Consider the following 16586-nt stretch of genomic DNA (forward strand, 5'->3'; position numbering starts at 1 on the left):
TCTCCGACTCCGTGACGACCCAAGGGGAACTATGGCCGGGGATCAGCTCTTCGTCGACGTCGAAGCCATTCGGACGGTCGCGTCCGGACTGGAGACGAGCGGATACAGCCTGCCGACCGAGGTGGCCGTGGATCTGAGCGGAAGTTCCAGCTCCAGTGTCTCGGGTGCCGCCGAAAGCTTCGCCATGTGGGCGACGGTGCAGACGATGCTCGCATCGGGACAGATCACGAACGCTGCGCAGATCGCCCGCGACGCCGCGGCGACGTGGCAGGAGACGGAAGCACTGCTCGACGAAGGAGCCAACTGATGGGTAATTGGACGAGGGAGGATCCGGGACTCTTCGACGCCGGGTCGCTCGGAACGGCCGCCACCGGCTTGCAGACGGTGGAGACGACGCTCGGCGAGGCCCGGACGGTCACGACCAACTCGCAGGCAGGCATGACCGCGGAGGTGTGGAGCGGAGACGCCCCGGTCACCTGGTCGGCGTCGCTGAACACCCCGGTCGCGACGATCGATGCGGTCACCACCGCACTGAGTGCAGCTCGGACGGCCATCGGTGTGTACTCCGAGACCGTGTCCGGCATCGCCACCCGCGCGACGTCGGTAAAGCAGACAATGTTCGAGTCGAACCAGGTCATCAATCGCCAGTACATGGACCCCGCAGGAGGCCCGACTCCGGAGCAGGCGCAGCACCGTCAGCTGCAGGAGCAGGCGGCCATGGGCGATCTCACCCTCGCCCGCAATGCGCTCGAAGGCCTGGCCGACGAGCGCACCTTGGCCGACAGCACCCTGGTGCTCGCGCTGACCCCTCCGAATGCGACCGCGTGGGAGGCGCAGCGCCAGGCGCTCGCAGCCATCGGCATCACCGACTCCGGCTCGCTGTCGCCGAGCGCCGTGGCACAGGCGATGGCAGAACTCGGGAACCAGATCGCGTCCGGCGACTACTCCGAGACGGACGTCGCGAACCTGCAGACGCTCTACGACCTGTACGGCAACAGTCCGCTGGTCATGGCGCAGATGAACCGCGACATGGGCGGCGAGAACGTCGTCAGCCTCATCGACGAACTCGGCCGTGGCGTGGTGGACGGCAGCGTCCCAGCTGCCGCCGCACTGGCGCTCGCGCAGAGCGTCCGCGGCGGGCTGTCCGTTGGCTCGCAACGGTGGACCCCGCTCACCGGGCAGGAGTTCGCCGAGGAGATGATGGCGAACGCCAGTACGACCGTCGGTGGCGACCCCGCGGCGATCGGCTTCCTGTTCGGCGATCCGACCAACGCACCGATCGGCGTGACCACCACCCTCGCGCTCGCCGACATGATCGACCAGGAGGAGCGCGGCAACTACCACATCTGGCAGGACGGCTCGCCGTTGCCCGGCGGCACGACGCTCGCCCTGCTCGAGGAGGAGCAGACGGGGCTCTCGGGGCTCCGCGTCGTCGACCTCGCCGGCCGTGTCCTGGAAACCCTTGGAGAGTACCCGGACGAGGCGCTCGACTGGCTCACCGACGGCTCCGACGACACCATCTCGGGCGAAGGTTCGCTCGGAGACGCCCGGGTCGACTACTGGTTCGGCGACCGCGACTGGTCGACCTACGACGAGTTCGCGGGCCCGAGCGGTCTCTGGGCCGGCACGCAGTACGCGACCGGCGGCCCCGGTGTCGCGACCGGGCATCCGACCGAGGGAACCTCGGCCGCGTGGAATGATGCGGCTGTCCTGACAGAGAAGATCATGCAGCAGCTCTCGGAGAACGAGTCCTTCAACGGCGAGAACGTGAGCAGCCTCGCGTCGGTGTCGATCGTTCGAGCGCTGACACCGCAGATCCCAGGGTTCGTCGAGTCCCCGTTGTTCGACGAGACGACCCAGACGCCTCCGACCCAGGAGGTCGCGTTCTTCGGTATCAGCGAGGACACCGGCATCTACGCGAACGTGTCCCAGGACCTGCTGTCCGACATCCTCGGCATCGCATCGAGCGACCCGTACGGTCACACAGCGCTGTCGGGCGTCGTGTCCCAGTATCAGGACGCTCTCATCGGAGCGGCCGGTCAGTTCGACGACGTCTCGGTGCACGGCACCGCCGAACGGATCGCGGTCTTGCAGGGAATGGTGGACGGTGCCGGGTCGGGTGAGCTCCTCGGCGAGGCGGCGCGCCACGATCAGGCGGTCGCGGACGCGATCGACGGACTGGAGACGGTGGTCGGCATGATCCCGGTTCCCGGGCTCGGTACGGTCGTCGGCGGCGTGGCGGGGCAGGTCATCGACACAGCGCAGGGCTACGCGGTCGGTCAGCTCATCGGCTGGGGAGGCGACACCCTCGAGGGTGGTTTCGGGGACACGCACGCCGCTTTGGTGGAGGATCTCGCGGCGAACAAGAACCCGAGCCTGCAAGCGGTCCGACTGCAGACGGCTCAGTTCGTGTGGCGGCTGGAGCATGACACCCCTGACGGACCGCTCGCAGATGTGCCGGACCCGACCGGCATGAGCGGCTCCGAGCTGCAGAGTTGGTACGACGAACATCTCGACGACCTGCTCGAAGCTCTCGACGAGGAACGCGGCGGTTCGACCTTCGACTCCCTGGCTCGTGCGTACCGGGATGGTTCTGGAGACGCCGAGGGTGACAACGACCCGGGTGAAGGATGACGCGCTCGTCCACTGAGAACAGGGCGGTCCGCCGATTCGGCCGGATCGCCACGGGCCTGGCACTCGTGCTCGGGATCGCGGGATGCACGCCGCAGGGCGGGCAAGCCGCACAGCCGTTCCCAGAGATCGTCTGGGCTGATGGTGAGCCGTCAGGGCCATTCGACGGGGACACCGCCGTGGTCGCCGTTCGCGACGGTCTTGCAGCGATGGCCGTCGCGAGCAATCGCAACGACTTCAGGCTTCCGGAGCTGGTCGCGACCGTCGAGTACGACGTCCGCTCGAACCTGTGGCGGGCCGCCGAGAAGCGCTTGGAGGATGGCGAGTCGACCTTGCTGGCCCCAGGGCCGGCGCCGTTCGAGCCGACGGAAGTCGTTCCCGACGGGGACGGTTGGCGTGTGCGAGGGTGTGTGCTCGACGAGTGGGCGACGCCCAGCGGCGCTCGACCGACCGGCGGGGCGGCTGCGATGGACGCGAGCGGCATCGAGTACCGATTGACGCCGACCGATGATGTCCTGAGAATCAGTGCCGTCATCGTGGTGCCCGCCCTCGACTGCGCGTCGGCGCGCCCGTCCATCGGCATCTTCGACCCCGCACCGGTGCCGTCCGGCGTGACAGACCCGGACGACGTGGAGCGTCCGCTGACTGACAGCCAGACGACGCAGCGTGCCACGCCGAAGTGATGGCTCGGGCGTGGGTGGCGGCCGCAGGAGGACTCACCGCCGTGCTCCTCGGACTCACGGGATGCACTCCGGCGGCGCAACCGACGACGGATCAGCCGTTCCCCGGGGTGATCTGGGCTGACGGCGAGCCCTCGAGTGAGTTGGACCAGGACGCCTGGGTGCAATCGGCACGGACGGCGCTGACCGCACTCGCCGTCGCGCAGAACCGCAACGACTTCACGCTGCCGGAGTTGGTCGAATCGTCGACCTACGAGGTGCGGTCCGCCGCGTGGCGCGGCGCGCGGGATCATGTCGAGTCCGGCGAACGGACCGATGTGCACCCTGGGCCGCAGCCATTGGAGCCGCAGAGCGTCGAGGTGTCCGCGGACGGTCGGAACGCGAGTGTCCAAGCCTGTGTCGCGCTCGACTGGTCGTCGACGCAGGGCACGCCTCCGGACTCGTTCGACACCGCCGGAGCGGAGTACCGACTCGAACGGACCGACGACGGCCGAACCGTCCTGGACGCCATCGTCGGCTTACCGAACCTCGATTGTGCGGCTGCAGAACCCGCTGTCGGGCTCTTCGCTCCGGCGCCTCAGGAATCTCCGGTGACGAGTGTCGATCAGATCGTCCGCCCACAGACCGACTGATCCTGCGAGGCTCTCGGACACGGCGCACGCCGGATCGTGGCCCGTCCGGGCGCTCGCTAGGCTGATCGAGGTCGCGCCGAGCGGCCCGCACCTCCAAGGGGACCCTGCATGCGCATCAAGCTGACGTTGACCAGGCCGTCGGGTTCGTCCGCCGACATCGTCGTGACCACCGATGCGGCGGCGAGCATCGCCGAGGTCGCGTCGACGATCGCACGCGTCGACCCGCAGGGGCCCGACTCCGCCAACGCCGACTTCACCTTGCACGCCCGTCTGCCGGGGTCGACCGAGACCCTCCCGCTCCCGCCCGAGGCACCCATCGGTGAGGCCTGGGTGGGCTCCGGTGCCGTCATCGAACTCGCCGACGCCGGGGTCTACTACTCCGCGGCGCGCACGGGCCAGGCGCCCGCCGTCGCCGTCGTCCGCGTCCTGTCGGGCGACGACGCCGGCCGTGAGTTCACCCTGCCGGCCGGCAGCTGGACCATCGGGCGCGAGGCGAGCTGCGATGTGGTCCTCGACGACCCGCTCGTCTCCAAGCGGCACGCGCGGCTCGAGGTCGGCGGCGAGATCGAACTCGTCGACCTCGGCGCGGCGAACGGCATCGTCGTCGACGGCGGGATCGTCCCGCGGCTCAAGGTGGTCGAGCCGGAACGCGTGCTCATCGGCGACACCGAGGTCGAGATCGGCTTCGCCGGGACCGTCGGTCGCGCCGGTGTCGTCCCGAAGGCCGGGCCCGTCTACTTCAACCGCTCCCCTCGGGTCGAGCAGCGGTACGCGGGGGAGACGTTCCCCGCCCCCGAGCCGCCGACCGAGCGCGAGAACCAGCCGTTCCCGCTCCTCGGCATGCTCACGCCGATGCTGCTCGGTGGTGCGATGTACTTCTTCACGAAGAACCCGTTGTCGCTCATCTTCATCGCCATGACGCCGCTCATGCTCATCGGCAACTACTTCACCGGCCGAGGTCGGAACAAGCGCAAGCTCAAGCAGCAGATCAAGATCTTCGACGAGCGGCTCGAATCGCTCGGCAAGCAGCTCGCGGCGGAGCGGGAGATCGAGCACGACGTCCGCATGCGCGAGGCGCCGTCGACCTCGGAGGCGCTGAAGCACGCCCTCACCCGCGGCCCGCTGCTGTGGACCCGCCGCCCGGAGCACTGGTCCTTCCTGAACCTCCGGCTCGGCGTCGGCACCATGCCGTCGCGGAACGAGGTGTCGGCGAAGGCGCGCGACAGCTTCCTGCCGGAGTTCCAGGAGCGACTTGAGAAGCTCAAGGACGAGTACGCCACGGTCGCCGACGTCCCCATCATCGACAACCTCTACGACGCCGGCGCACTCGGTATCGCCGGGTCGCCGCAGACCGCCGGCGGCGCCGTGAACGGCATCCTCGTGCAGCTGACGGCGCTCCACTCGCCGGCCGAGGTCGTCGTCGCCGCCATCGTGTCGCCCGCCTGGTCGAACGCCCTGTCGTGGGTGAAGTGGCTGCCGCACGCCTCCTCGTCGAACAGTCCGCTCGACGTCGGTCACCTCGCCGATAGTGTGTCGAGCGGCAACCAACTGCTGGCGGCCATCGAGGAACTCGTCCAGACCCGGCTCCAGGCGGCCCGGGCTGGGGACGCGCGCCGCGGTGCCATCTCCGAGAAGCAGGCGGCGCAGGAACGCGGCGCCGACATCGGCACGAAGAGCTCGAACGACACCGGCACGAAGTCGCCGATCCCCGCGATCGTGCTCCTCATCTCCGACGACGTCGGCGTCGACCGCGCGCGGCTCGTCCAGCTGGCGGAGATCGCCGCGGACGCAGGCGTCTTCCCCATCTGGATCGCCGACGAGGTCGTCTCCCTGCCGGCCGCCTGCCGCACCTTCCTGCGGGTCCCCGAAGCCGGAGCAGGCGTCGACGCACCCGCGACCGTCGGCATGGTCCGACTCGGGTACTCGGTCGACGACGCCCGTCCGGAATTCATCGACCCCGTGACGGCGCTCGACTACGCCCGGCGCATGGCCTCGGTGATCGACGCGGGCGCCCTCGTCGAGGACTCGAGCGACCTCCCGCGTTCGGTCTCGATGGTGACGCTGCTCGGCTCGGAGCTGACGACGTCGAGCGACGCCGTCGTCGACCGCTGGCGGCAGAACTCCTCGATCCACGACCGCACCCCCGGGCTTCCGCCGAAGCCCCGCCGGGCCGGCCAGCTCCGCGCGACCGTGGGCTCCGGTGGTGTGGACGCCATGCACCTCGACCTCCGCTCCCAAGGCCCGCACGCGCTCGTCGGTGGGACGACGGGTGCCGGGAAGAGCGAGTTCCTGCAGGCCTGGGTCCTCGGGATGGCGGCGGAGTACAGCCCCGACCGCGTCTCGTTCCTCTTCGTCGACTACAAGGGCGGTTCGGCCTTCGCCGACTGCGTGACCCTCCCGCACTGCGTCGGCCTCGTCACCGACCTCAGCCCCCACCTCGTCCGCCGTGCCCTGACGAGCCTCCGCGCCGAGCTGCACTTCCGCGAGCACCTGCTCAACCGGAAGAAGGCCAAAGACCTGTTGGAGCTCGAGAAGCGCGGCGACCCGGACTCGCCGCCCGCCCTCGTCCTCGTCATCGACGAGTTCGCGGCGCTCGTCGGCGAGGTCCCGGAGTTCGTCGACGGCGTCGTCGACATCGCCCAGCGCGGTCGGTCCCTCGGCATCCACCTCATCATGGCGACGCAGCGCCCGGCCGGTGTCATCAAGGACAACCTGCGCGCCAACACCAACCTCCGGGTCGCCCTCCGCATGGCCGACGAGTCGGACAGCCAGGACGTCGTCGGCGTCAAGGACGCGGCGCACTTCGACCCCGGCGTGCCCGGCCGCGGCATCGCGAAGACCGGGCCAGGACGCTTGAGCATCTTCCAGTCCGGGTACGCCGGCGGGTGGACGAGCGACGAACCCGAACGCTCCGACATCGAGGTCCGCGAACTCCGGTTCGGTGGCGACACCCGCTGGGAGGAGCCGCGAGCCGCGGACGCCGAGGAGGAACGAGACCTCGGCCCGACCGACCAGCAGCGGCTCGTCGCCAGCATCATCGCCGCCGCCGACCGCGCGTCGATCCCCGCGCCGCGGCGACCATGGCTCGACGAGCTGGCGCCCGTCTACGACCTCAGCAAGCTCCGGCAGCGGTCCGACGCCGAACTGCTCATCGGCGTCGCCGACCTGCCCGACTCGCAGGAGCAGCGACCCGTGTACTTCCGCCCGGACGTCGACGGCCACATCGCCGTCTTCGGCACCGGTGGTTCCGGCAAGAGCACGGTCCTGCGCACCCTCGCGACGGCAGCCGGCATCACGCCGCGCGGTGGGCCCGTCGAGGTGTACGGCCTCGACTTCGGCGCGGGGAGCCTGCGCATGCTGGAGGCGCTGCCCCATGTCGGTTCGATCATCCCCGGTGACGACCAGGAGCGGGTCATCCGGTTGCTCCGGCACATCAAGGAGATCATCGACGACCGCAGCGTCCGGTACGCGGAGGCGAACGCGTCCTCCATCACCGACTACCGCCGGGTCTCCGGCCGGAACGACGAGCGCCGGATCCTGCTGCTCGTCGACGGGTTCCAGTCCTTCCGGCAGGAGTACGAGACGACTCTCGGGCTGTCCTCCTGGTACACGCTGTTCCAGCAGCTCATCACCGACGGTCGCCAGCTCGGCGTGAACATCGCGTTCTCCGCCGACCGGCCGGGGTCCGTGCCGACGAACATCAGCGCGGGTGTGCAACGCCGCGTGGTGCTGCGGCTGGCGGACGAGACGGGGTACCAGCTCCTCGGCGTGCCGAAGGACGTCCTCGGGCCGGAGTCGCCCGCCGGACGCGCGATCGTCGACGGTCTCGAGGTCCAGGTGGCCATCCTGGGCGGCTCGCCGGTGCTGTCGGAGCAGTCGCTCGCGACCGTCAAGCTCGCCGAGGCGATGTCGAGGGCCGGCGCCACGGTCACGGCGCCACCGATCGGCGCGCTCCCGAAGGAGATCGAAGCACGCGAGCTCCCCGACCGCGTCGGCGACCGCCCGACGCTCGGCATCGGCGACGCCGACCTCGCGCCGCTCGGCTTCGACCCCTCCGGTGCCTTCCTCGTCGGTGGCCCGCCCGGGAGTGGCCGCACGAACGCCGTCGCGGCGCTCGTCGGTGCCATGCGCCGCTTCGACCCGGCGACCCGATTCGTCTACTTCGGTTCCAAGCGCTCGGACCTGCTCCGCGAACTGCGGTTCGACGAGTCGGCCGTCACCCCGGAGACGATCGTCGAACAGGCGAAGGCGTTGTCGGCGGCGATCGCGGCGGAGACGGTCACCACGCGCACCGTCGTCGTCATCGAGACGATCTCCGACTACCTCAACGGCATCGCCGACCCGCCGCTCGTCGAGCTGATCAAGGCCATCAAGCGCAGCGACCACCTGGTGATCGCCGAGAACGAGGTGTCCGGCTGGTCGTCGTCCTGGCCACTCATGGGCGAGATCAAGAGCGCCAGGCGCGGCATCCTCCTGCAACCGGAGCAGATGGAGGGCGACCTCGTCCTCCGGACCACGTTCCCGCGGCTCGCCCGCAAGGACTTCCCGCCCGGGCGCGGGATGTACGCGAACCGTGGTGCGCTGTCACGCGTGCAGGTGCCGATCGCCCCCGAGTTCCCGCTCGTTTGAGGGCCGACAGACACCGGCGGGGAGGGCATGGGGAGTGCTCCCCATGTGTTCCCGACAGGCGTTGTGGTTACATGATGAAGGCACCGACGGTGCCGGTGACCACAACGAAGGAGCAAGAGACATGGCCAACATCAACGTTAACTACAGCGAGATCAAGCAGGCCGCCGTCAACCTGACGACGGGCAAGGGCGAGGTCGAGACGACGCTCAACCGCCTGCAGACCCTCATCAACAACCTCGTGTCCTCCGGGTTCCAGACCGACACCGCGTCCGGCACCTTCAACGAGACCTACACGGCCTTCACGCAGAGCGCGACGGTCACCATCCAGCACCTCGACAAGCTGTCGGGCTACCTCAACAACGCTGTGACCACGCTCGAGCAGACCGACGCGGCGCTCGCCGCCGGCGCCGGCCAGTAGTCACCACCGTCGGCTTCGCTCTGCGCGCCCTCCCGACACCTCGTCGGTGAGGGCGCGCGGTCGTTGTCGAGCCTTGAACCGACGAACCGACGAGGAGCGAGCCGTGTACGGCGACACCCAGCAGATCAGACTCCGGGCGACCGAGCTCCGGGCCCTCGCGACCGAGGTCCGAGGCAGGGCGGGCGAGCTGCGATCCGCAGCCGAGCTCTCGTGGACCTCGACAGCCGCGGACACCTTCGTCGAGCAGCTCGGCACCCGGGCGGTGTCGCTCGAGACCTCCGCGACGCAACTCGACGACGCCGCGACGAAGCTCGACGAGCACGCGACCGCGGTCGACCACGTGAAGCAGATGATCGAGGACGCCGCCCGCTGGGTGGGCGACCGCTGGAACGACGCGGTGAACCTCGTCTCCGGCGCCGTCGAGACCGTGAAGGACGGGGCCGCGAAGGTGTTCGAGTTCTTCGGCCAGGAGGTCCCGGACTTCCTCGTCCACCAGGCGAAGGACATCGTCGCCTCCACCCCGTCGCTCCCCAGCCCCGGCGATCGCGGCTGGCTCGATCTCGCCGACCTCTACCGCAGCCGAGGATGGACCCCCTGATGACCACCACGCGCACCCGGCCGGCTCCCGCCGCCGCCGCGTTCCTCCTGTCCGCCGACGAGCTGCACGTGCTCGAGCACCGGACCCCGCACCTCGTGCTGCCCCACGCCTTCCACACCGAGTGGGGCTCCGAGGTGTCACCAGACGAGATCCGCGAGCGCGAGCTGCGAGCCGTCGCCCGACTCCGAGAGCGACGACTCCTCGCCCACGGCGACGGCGGCGTTCCAGACGACCTCACGGCCGACGTCGATCCCGATTTCGCCGCCTTCCTGTCGATGCCCCAGTTCGCGACGGCGGCCGTCGACTCGTCGTGCTGGACCTTGGACCGGACGGCGATCCAGTCCGTCTCCGTGATCGGCGCGCATGCCCTGGCGTTGTTGCGGACGCAGCGGGTCGATCACTCGGATGCCTCGCTCGCGGAGCACGGCACGGCCGCACGCGATGAGGACGCGATCGAGATCCGCGCCTTCGACACGGCCGGGTTGGCACAGCAACTCCTCCGACCACTCTCCGCGCTGCACGACGTCCCCGACTCCCGAGGCCGCTCGACGGACGTCGTCGTCCTCCCGCTCGCCGATGCCGAGGCGCTCGTGCTCGCCCTCCGCCAGGACCGACCCGATGTCGTCGGCGCGGTCGTCGAGCAGCTCCACAGTCCGCAGGCCGCGTCCCTCCTCGGTGGACTCGCCAAGCGCATCGACGGTGGGTTCCGGCTCGACGCGCTGTCCCGGCTCGGAAGTCCAGCACGCCGGTGGACGGACACCTGGCTCCGGAGCTCCGACGGGTGGGTGGCCGTGACGGTCGACACCCCGGACATCGATCCGTCGCGCACGGATCCGACCGCCGTCGCCGAGGCGAGCCGGGTCTCGCTCCGGGCGGTTCGGCGCGCGGACATCGTCGCCGAGGTGCTCACCATCGCGGCCCAGATCCAGGGAGCACGGGCATGAGCGACATCACGGTCTCCGGAGGCACAGGCGGCGTCGGCGCGAAGCTCGACGACATGCGTCTGCAGGCCCAGCAACTCGCCACGCTCTCGAACGAGCTCATCGGCCGCTCCGGGACGGCCGCCGCGAAGGCCGTCGACGGCGATCTGCTCGAGTCGATGCTGCTGTCCCCGATGACCGGGGCGGCGGCGGAGGGCGCCATCGTGCTGGCCTCCGGTTCCCTGCTGCTCGTCGCGACCGAGACCGGCGTCTCTGCCGTCTTCCTCGAGGGCGCCGTGGTCGCGTACGAGACGGCCGACCAGATGATCGCCGCGGCGACGGTCGCGCTGCACAACGGTGTCGCCTTCGTGATCGGCGTCCTGGCGGTGCCGGTGGGCCTCGTCATCGCGGCGGGCGTGGTGGTGGTCGGTGGGGCGTGGATGCTCACCGTCGCCGGTGTGAACGTCGTCGTCGAGGGGGTCGACTCGCTGGTGGAGGGCGCCCAGCAGACGCTGGATCAGATCGGCGACAACCCCTGGTTGTTGCTGTCGCCCGCCGGAGTCGCCGCAGCGTTCGCGACCAACTCGGTCTCCGCCTACTCGCCGCAGGAGGTCGTCGACCGGACGGCGGCGACCTACGCCGACGCGCTGTCGAGGCTGCAGGACCTCGCCCCGGTCGCGGCTCAGGCCGCCAACGAGTGGTTGGGCGAGAACGCCTGGATCGCGGACATCCTCACCGACGGTGCCCCGGGTCTCCTGGCCGGCCTCACGTTCCTCCCCGGCCTGGTCCCCGGCTTCAACGGGCTCATGTCGGTCCTCACCGGCCAGGGCTGGCCGCCGCTCACGTATGAACAGGCGATCGCGGCCATCGCCGGTGGTGGCGGCCGGTTCGGACTCTTCGAGGACGGCCAGGGCGGCCTCGCCATGGACCCGGACAACCCGACGCAGCCGCTTGCCGTGCCTCGGGACCGGACGGTCACCGACCTCGGTGACCTCATGCAGGGCTCGGCCGACATCGACCAGGGTGAGGAAGAGCTCAGCAACATCCGCGTGATCCAGTCGGCCGGACCGCCGCCGAGCTGGATCGTGCAGATCCCGAGCACGCAGGTCTGGGACCCGCACGGCGGAGCGATCTCGAACGACCTCACCTCGGACATCGCGGCCATGCAGGGCGGACAGACCGCGCTCAGTCAGGCGGTGAAGGACGCGATGGCTGCGGCCGGCATCTCGCCGACGGACCCGGTGATGCTCGAGGGCTTCAGTCTCGGCGGGATCACGGCCGGGCTGTTGGCCTCGGATCCTGATCTCGGGTACAACGTCACCCACGTCGTCACCGCGGGTTCACCGATCGCCCGGTTCGACATCCCCGACGACGTGCAGGTCCTCTCGATGGAGTTCAACGAGGACCCCGTCGCGCGTCTCGACGGGCAGGGGAACCCGGATTCGGCGAACTGGACCACCGTGCAGGGTGATGCACCGAGACTCGGCGGCGTGAATCCGGAACAGCAGGATCCAGGGATCGCGGGTGCCCACAATGCACAGCGGTACGAGATCATGGCGGATCAGACGACGTCGTCGGGAGACCCGAGCGTCGAGTCGTACCTGGACTCGGCGAGTGGCTTCTTCAGCGGTGATCAACAGGTGACCGACTACAGTCCTACGCGGAGATGATCGAATGCGGCCTGCCACCGGGTCGCCCCTCCGCAGCCCGTTCCGACCGTGAGGCCCTCCATGCGCATCAGTACCATCGTCCGATCCGGGGCCGTGTCGGTCGTGCTGTTGGGGCTCCTCACCGCTTGCGGGACCGGAGCACCGACGGCGCAGCGGAACCCGACCCGCAGCCCTGAGCGGCCCCTGGCGGCCGTCGAGGAAGCGGTCGCGGAGGTCCCCGGCGCCGACTTCCGTGCCGCCCGCGCCTGGGACGGCACGACGGCCTACGTCACCGCGACGCTCTCGGCCACCGACGCGTTCACCGGCGACCCCGGCGCCCTGGTGGACTACTCCCTCGCGCAGCTCGCCTCGCAGGACGAGCTCGACCGCGGTCGGTTCGTGCGGTTCGCGTTTGACGCCCCCGGGCAGACCGTCGAGTCGACGATCGCGATCCTCGCGACGCTGGACATCGCGTCCGAGCAGTACGCCGGCGGTGATTCCGTGGAGCTGTCCAGCTCCGACCTCGACGCCCGGTACGGATCCTGGCCAGGCGAGGTGCCGACCCTCCCCGCTGCGTTGGGAGGCACGGGATGACGACGATCGAGACGCCCCGATCCACCCACGTCCTGCGGAGCGAGGGCCGCACCGACACCGGCCTCGTCCGACGGCTCAACGAGGACGCCTTCTACGCGGGCGCTCCGGCCTTCGTCGTCGCAGACGGCATGGGCGGGCACGAACGCGGCGAGGTCGCCAGCCGGGAGGTGGCCGCCGCGCTCGAACGGGGCATCCCGGTCGGCACCCCCACGACGACCGAGGCGGTGGTGACGACGATCGTCGCGGCCAACGCCGTCATCCGGAGCATCCCGACACCGAACGGGGTCATCGGAACGACGGTCGCGGGTCTCGCCCTCGTCGCGCTGTCCCCGCAGACCGATCTGCACTGGATGGTCTTCAACGTGGGGGACTCCCGGGTCTACACGTGGACGGACGGCGTGCTCCGGCGGATCACCGTCGACCACTCGGCCGTCCAGGAACTCATCGACGCCGGTTCCCTGACTGAGGCGGAGGCGCGCGAGCACCCCGACCGCAACATCGTGACGAAGGCGATCGGCGTCGAGGCCGGCATCGACCCGGACGTCTGGTTGCTCCCGGTCGCCGGACGGCAACGGTTCCTGCTCTGCTCCGACGGGCTCACCGGCGAGCTCACCGACGAGGGCATCGCCGAGGTCCTCTCGCAGGGCTTCGAGGGTGCCGCAGACCGCCTCGTGGAGCTCGCGCTCGCTGCCGGCGGACGCGACAACGTGACCGCGCTGGTCGTCGATGTCGTGTCGACCTCGCTCATGTCCAGCGGGCCCGGCTACGATGACGCGGGTGGTCTCGGGTATCTTGAAGAGACGATGCCGCGAGGCTAGAGGAGTGGCCGTGTACTCGTACGAAATGGAACCGGCCGAGGTCCGCCGTTGGCTCGCTGTGGCGGCGCCCGGCAGGCTCGTGCTGGTCGACGCCCAGGGCGACGACGCCGCGGCTGCGGCCTTCGCCGCAGACCTCCCCGGCGACGCCTCGCTCGCGTTGATCGTCGACCGCCTCGCCGCCGGCGGTCTCTCGAACACCCCCGCGTTCGCGGCGGCCGTGTGGGACGAGTCGGGCGCGACGGTCATCGTGCGCGGACTCGCCGCGGCCGTCGTGACGAGCGATGCCGGGACCGAGACGGTCCTGGGCGCCCGGGCGACCACCTGGGTCGAGGAACACCACGCCGACGCGGTCAGCGTGACGCTCCGCACCGACCAGCCGAACCCTTCCGGTGTGCGGCTGCCGCTCGGGTCCGGCGCCGTGTGGACCACCTCCATCACGGCGACGCTCGACGAGGATGCGACCGCCGCCGTCCCCGCTCCGTCGGCGGATGCGCCCCGTTCCGCCGAGTCGTCGATCAGTTCGCCCACCGCTGCCGAGCAGCTCGCCGCCCCGCACGTCCCATCGCAGGCGGAGCCCGCCGCGTCGGTGGCGTCGTCGTCGGCCGGCCCGGACGACGAGATCGGCGATGACGAGTCGGCCCCGCAGACGCCCGTCGAGCCGGCACAGCCGCTCCATGTCGTGCCGTCCGTCTCCGACACCCAGTTCTTCCACGATGAGGACGACCCGGATGCGCCCCCGGCACCCCCGGAGGAGCCCGTCGACGAGGGCTACGACTTCCTGTTCGGCCAGACCGTGCTCCGGCCGGTCGGCGCGGCAGCCGTCGATGAGGCAGGCGACGCGGAACGCGCGGCGACCGAGCTCGCCGTCCAGCAGCAGGCTGCGGCGAAGGCTGCGCCCGAGGCCCCGGTCGCGGAGGCGACGGAGCTCGGCGACCACGACGGTCACACCATCCTCGCTGAGGACCTCGCGGCCCTCCGTGCACGTCGAGCGGCCGAGACCCCGCCTGCCCGGTCGACCACTCCGGCGGCCACGCCGCTCACCTACCTCGAGCTCCCTGGCGGCACCCGGCAGTCTCTTGCGTCACCGGTCGTCCTCGGTCGGGCACCGAGCGTCTCCCAGGTCCCCGCATCGGTCGTCCCCACGCTCGTCACCCTCGCGGGCGACGACATCTCGCGGAGCCACGTCCGCGTGGCAGTCGAGGGCGGAACGGTCGTCGTCACGGACCTGCACTCGCGGAACGGCACCCAGGTCGTCCTCCCCGGCCAGGCGCCGCAGTCCCTCCGGCCGGGGGAGTCGACCCCCGTGATCGTCGGAACCGTCATCGACCTCGGCGGCGGCGTCGCACTCCGCGTCCGAGAGGGCTGACGTGCGTCGTTCTCCCTCACAACCGCCGGCCATCCCCGGACTGCGGTTCGAACGACAGCTCGGAGCGGGCGGGTTCTCCGACGTCTTCCTGTACGAGCAGCAGCTGCCGAGGCGTCAGGTAGCCGTCAAGGTCCTCCTCGCCGAGCACCTCAGCGAGCAGACCCGCGAAGCGTTCGTCGCCGAGGCGAACCTCATGGCGCAGCTGTCGGCGCACCCCTACATCGTCACGATCTACACCGCTGACGTCGCTCCCGACAGCCGGCCGTACCTCGCCATGGAGTACTGCGCCGGGCCGAGCCTCGCCGAACAGGCCAAGCTGCGCCGGTTCCCCGTCGCCGACGCGCTGCGCACCGGTGTCCGCCTCGCCAGTGCGGTCGCCACCGCGCACGCGGCCGGTATCCTGCACCGCGACATCAAGCCGGCCAACGTGCTCACGAACGCCTACGGCTGGCCCGCGCTCACCGATTTCGGCATCTCGCAGGCCGTCGAGCTCGAAGTGCCGTCCGCCGTGGAGGGCCGCCCGGGGGACGTGGGTTCGACCGGGGCCTCGGGTACCCAGACGGTCGGTCTGTCGATCCCGTGGTCGCCGCCCGAGATGTTCGAGGACGAGCCGAGACCCGACGTCCGGTCGGACGTCTTCTCGCTGGCCGCCACGGTCTACACACTGCTCGCCGGACGGACGCCCTTCGAGATCCCGGGCCAGTCGAACGGCGCGGCCGACCTCATCAGCCGCATCGAACGAGGGACCGTCACCCCGCTCGGTCGCGACGATGCACCCGCTTCGCTCGTCGCGACGCTGCAGAAGGGTCTCGCGAAGGACCGCGCGAACCGGTTCGACAGCGCCGTCGACTTCGCCCGCGCGTTGCAGCGGGTCGAGATGGAGCTCGCCTACGCGCCGACGCCGATCGACATCCCGAACCTCGTGCAACCGCAGTCGCAGGCCCCGCGGCAGGAGCCGAGCGCCAGCGCCTCCGACGAGACCCGCGTCCGGCAGGTGCCGTCCGTGGAGGCCCAGCCCCGGCCGGGCGTGCAGCCCGCGCTCGGCGACGAGACGGTGGTGCGGTCGGCCGGTCCGCTCGTCCAACCGATCCAGCCGTCGGCACCCATCGTCATCGGTGCCTCCGCTTCGGCACCCTCCGAGACGATCCGTCGCGACCGCCTCGAGCCGGCCACGACCGAACCGACGACGGACCCGACGGACGACGCCGCGAGGCTCGCCAAGCGCCGCCGCCTGACGCGGTGGCTCGTGGTCGGTGGCGTCGCCGTGCTCGCCGTCGGTGGAATCGCCGCCGGCATCGTCTGGCAGGGTGCCGTCACCGATCCGAAGCCGACGGCTGCGGCGACCGGCGCGCCGATCCAGCTGAGCGACGTCCCCTCGCCGAAGGCGTTCGGCGTGAACATCAGCGAGGACGGCAGCGTCGTCACCTTCATCTGGGACAACCCGGACCCGCAGGACGGCGACAGCTACATCTACCAGGTGACGAGCGGCGGCAAGGACTCGCCGAAGGTCCCGACGTCGACCTACGCGGTCGACCTGAAGCCGAGTGCTCCTGGCGCGCAGCTCTGCATCGAGGTGGTGATCGTCCGAGCGGGCGTCACCTCACCGGACCCGCTCGAGATGTGCTCACAGCAGTGACCTCGACGGGATGCC

Annotated in this window: 13 protein-coding genes; all 13 read left to right on the forward strand. The window is 70.4% G+C overall.

The features are described 5' to 3' along the window. Positions 1–31: 31 nt before the first annotated feature. The 13 genes from QRN26_RS10860 to QRN26_RS10920 all read left to right on the forward strand — a co-directional run bounded on the left by QRN26_RS10860 (position 32) and on the right by QRN26_RS10920 (position 16571). The gene (locus QRN26_RS10860; protein WP_285036722.1) at positions 32–307 is read left to right on the forward strand and encodes a hypothetical protein; all 276 of its coding nucleotides are present in this window, start codon (positions 32–34) and stop codon (positions 305–307) included. Continuing rightward, complete coding sequence (locus QRN26_RS10865) at positions 307–2634, forward strand: hypothetical protein (protein WP_285036724.1); 2328 nt, start codon at positions 307–309, stop codon at positions 2632–2634. The genes QRN26_RS10860 and QRN26_RS10865 overlap by 1 nt, the downstream gene beginning before the upstream one ends. Next, positions 2631–3314, forward strand: coding sequence for a hypothetical protein (locus QRN26_RS10870; protein WP_056778786.1), 684 nt, complete (start codon positions 2631–2633; stop codon positions 3312–3314). The genes QRN26_RS10865 and QRN26_RS10870 overlap by 4 nt, the downstream gene beginning before the upstream one ends. A 14-nt stretch (positions 3315–3328) precedes the next feature. Next, positions 3329–3943, forward strand: a complete 615-nt coding sequence (locus tag QRN26_RS10875) for a hypothetical protein (RefSeq protein ID WP_285036726.1) — start codon at positions 3329–3331, stop codon at positions 3941–3943. A 108-nt stretch (positions 3944–4051) separates the two neighbouring features. Beyond that, positions 4052–8572 (forward strand): type VII secretion EssC family protein, encoded by a 4521-nt coding sequence (locus QRN26_RS10880; RefSeq protein ID WP_056008217.1) that lies wholly within the window; start codon positions 4052–4054, stop codon positions 8570–8572. A gap of 121 nt (positions 8573–8693) precedes the next feature. Beyond that, positions 8694–8990: a WXG100 family type VII secretion target gene (locus tag QRN26_RS10885; RefSeq protein ID WP_056008215.1), complete on the forward strand. Its 297-nt coding sequence runs from the start codon at positions 8694–8696 to the stop codon at positions 8988–8990. A 46-nt stretch (positions 8991–9036) separates the two neighbouring features. After that, positions 9037–9588 carry a putative T7SS-secreted protein gene (locus tag QRN26_RS10890; protein WP_327078809.1) on the forward strand — a complete coding sequence of 184 codons (552 nt, stop codon included), beginning with the start codon at positions 9037–9039 and terminating at the stop codon, positions 9586–9588. Next, positions 9588–10532, forward strand: coding sequence for a hypothetical protein (locus QRN26_RS10895; protein ID WP_056008210.1), 945 nt, complete (start codon positions 9588–9590; stop codon positions 10530–10532). The genes QRN26_RS10890 and QRN26_RS10895 overlap by 1 nt, the downstream gene beginning before the upstream one ends. Beyond that, the gene (locus tag QRN26_RS10900) at positions 10529–12178 is read left to right on the forward strand and encodes a hypothetical protein (RefSeq protein WP_056008207.1); all 1650 of its coding nucleotides are present in this window, start codon (positions 10529–10531) and stop codon (positions 12176–12178) included. Before QRN26_RS10895 ends, QRN26_RS10900 begins: the two co-directional genes overlap by 4 nt. A gap of 60 nt (positions 12179–12238) precedes the next feature. Beyond that, positions 12239–12751 (forward strand): hypothetical protein, encoded by a 513-nt coding sequence (locus QRN26_RS10905; protein WP_056008204.1) that lies wholly within the window; start codon positions 12239–12241, stop codon positions 12749–12751. Further along, positions 12748–13569 carry a PP2C family protein-serine/threonine phosphatase gene (locus QRN26_RS10910; RefSeq protein WP_056008201.1) on the forward strand — a complete coding sequence of 274 codons (822 nt, stop codon included), beginning with the start codon at positions 12748–12750 and terminating at the stop codon, positions 13567–13569. Before QRN26_RS10905 ends, QRN26_RS10910 begins: the two co-directional genes overlap by 4 nt. Positions 13570–13579: 10 nt before the next feature. Next, positions 13580–14935: an FHA domain-containing protein gene (locus QRN26_RS10915; protein ID WP_285036731.1), complete on the forward strand. Its 1356-nt coding sequence runs from the start codon at positions 13580–13582 to the stop codon at positions 14933–14935. Position 14936: 1 nt separating this feature from the next. Then, a complete protein-coding gene (locus QRN26_RS10920; RefSeq protein WP_285036734.1) occupies positions 14937–16571 on the forward strand; it encodes a serine/threonine-protein kinase in 1635 nt (544 codons plus the stop codon). The last annotated feature ends 15 nt before the right edge of the window (positions 16572–16586 follow it).

It is taken from the genome of Plantibacter sp. ME-Dv--P-095, assembly GCF_030209365.1.
GTDB lineage: Bacteria > Actinomycetota > Actinomycetes > Actinomycetales > Microbacteriaceae > Plantibacter.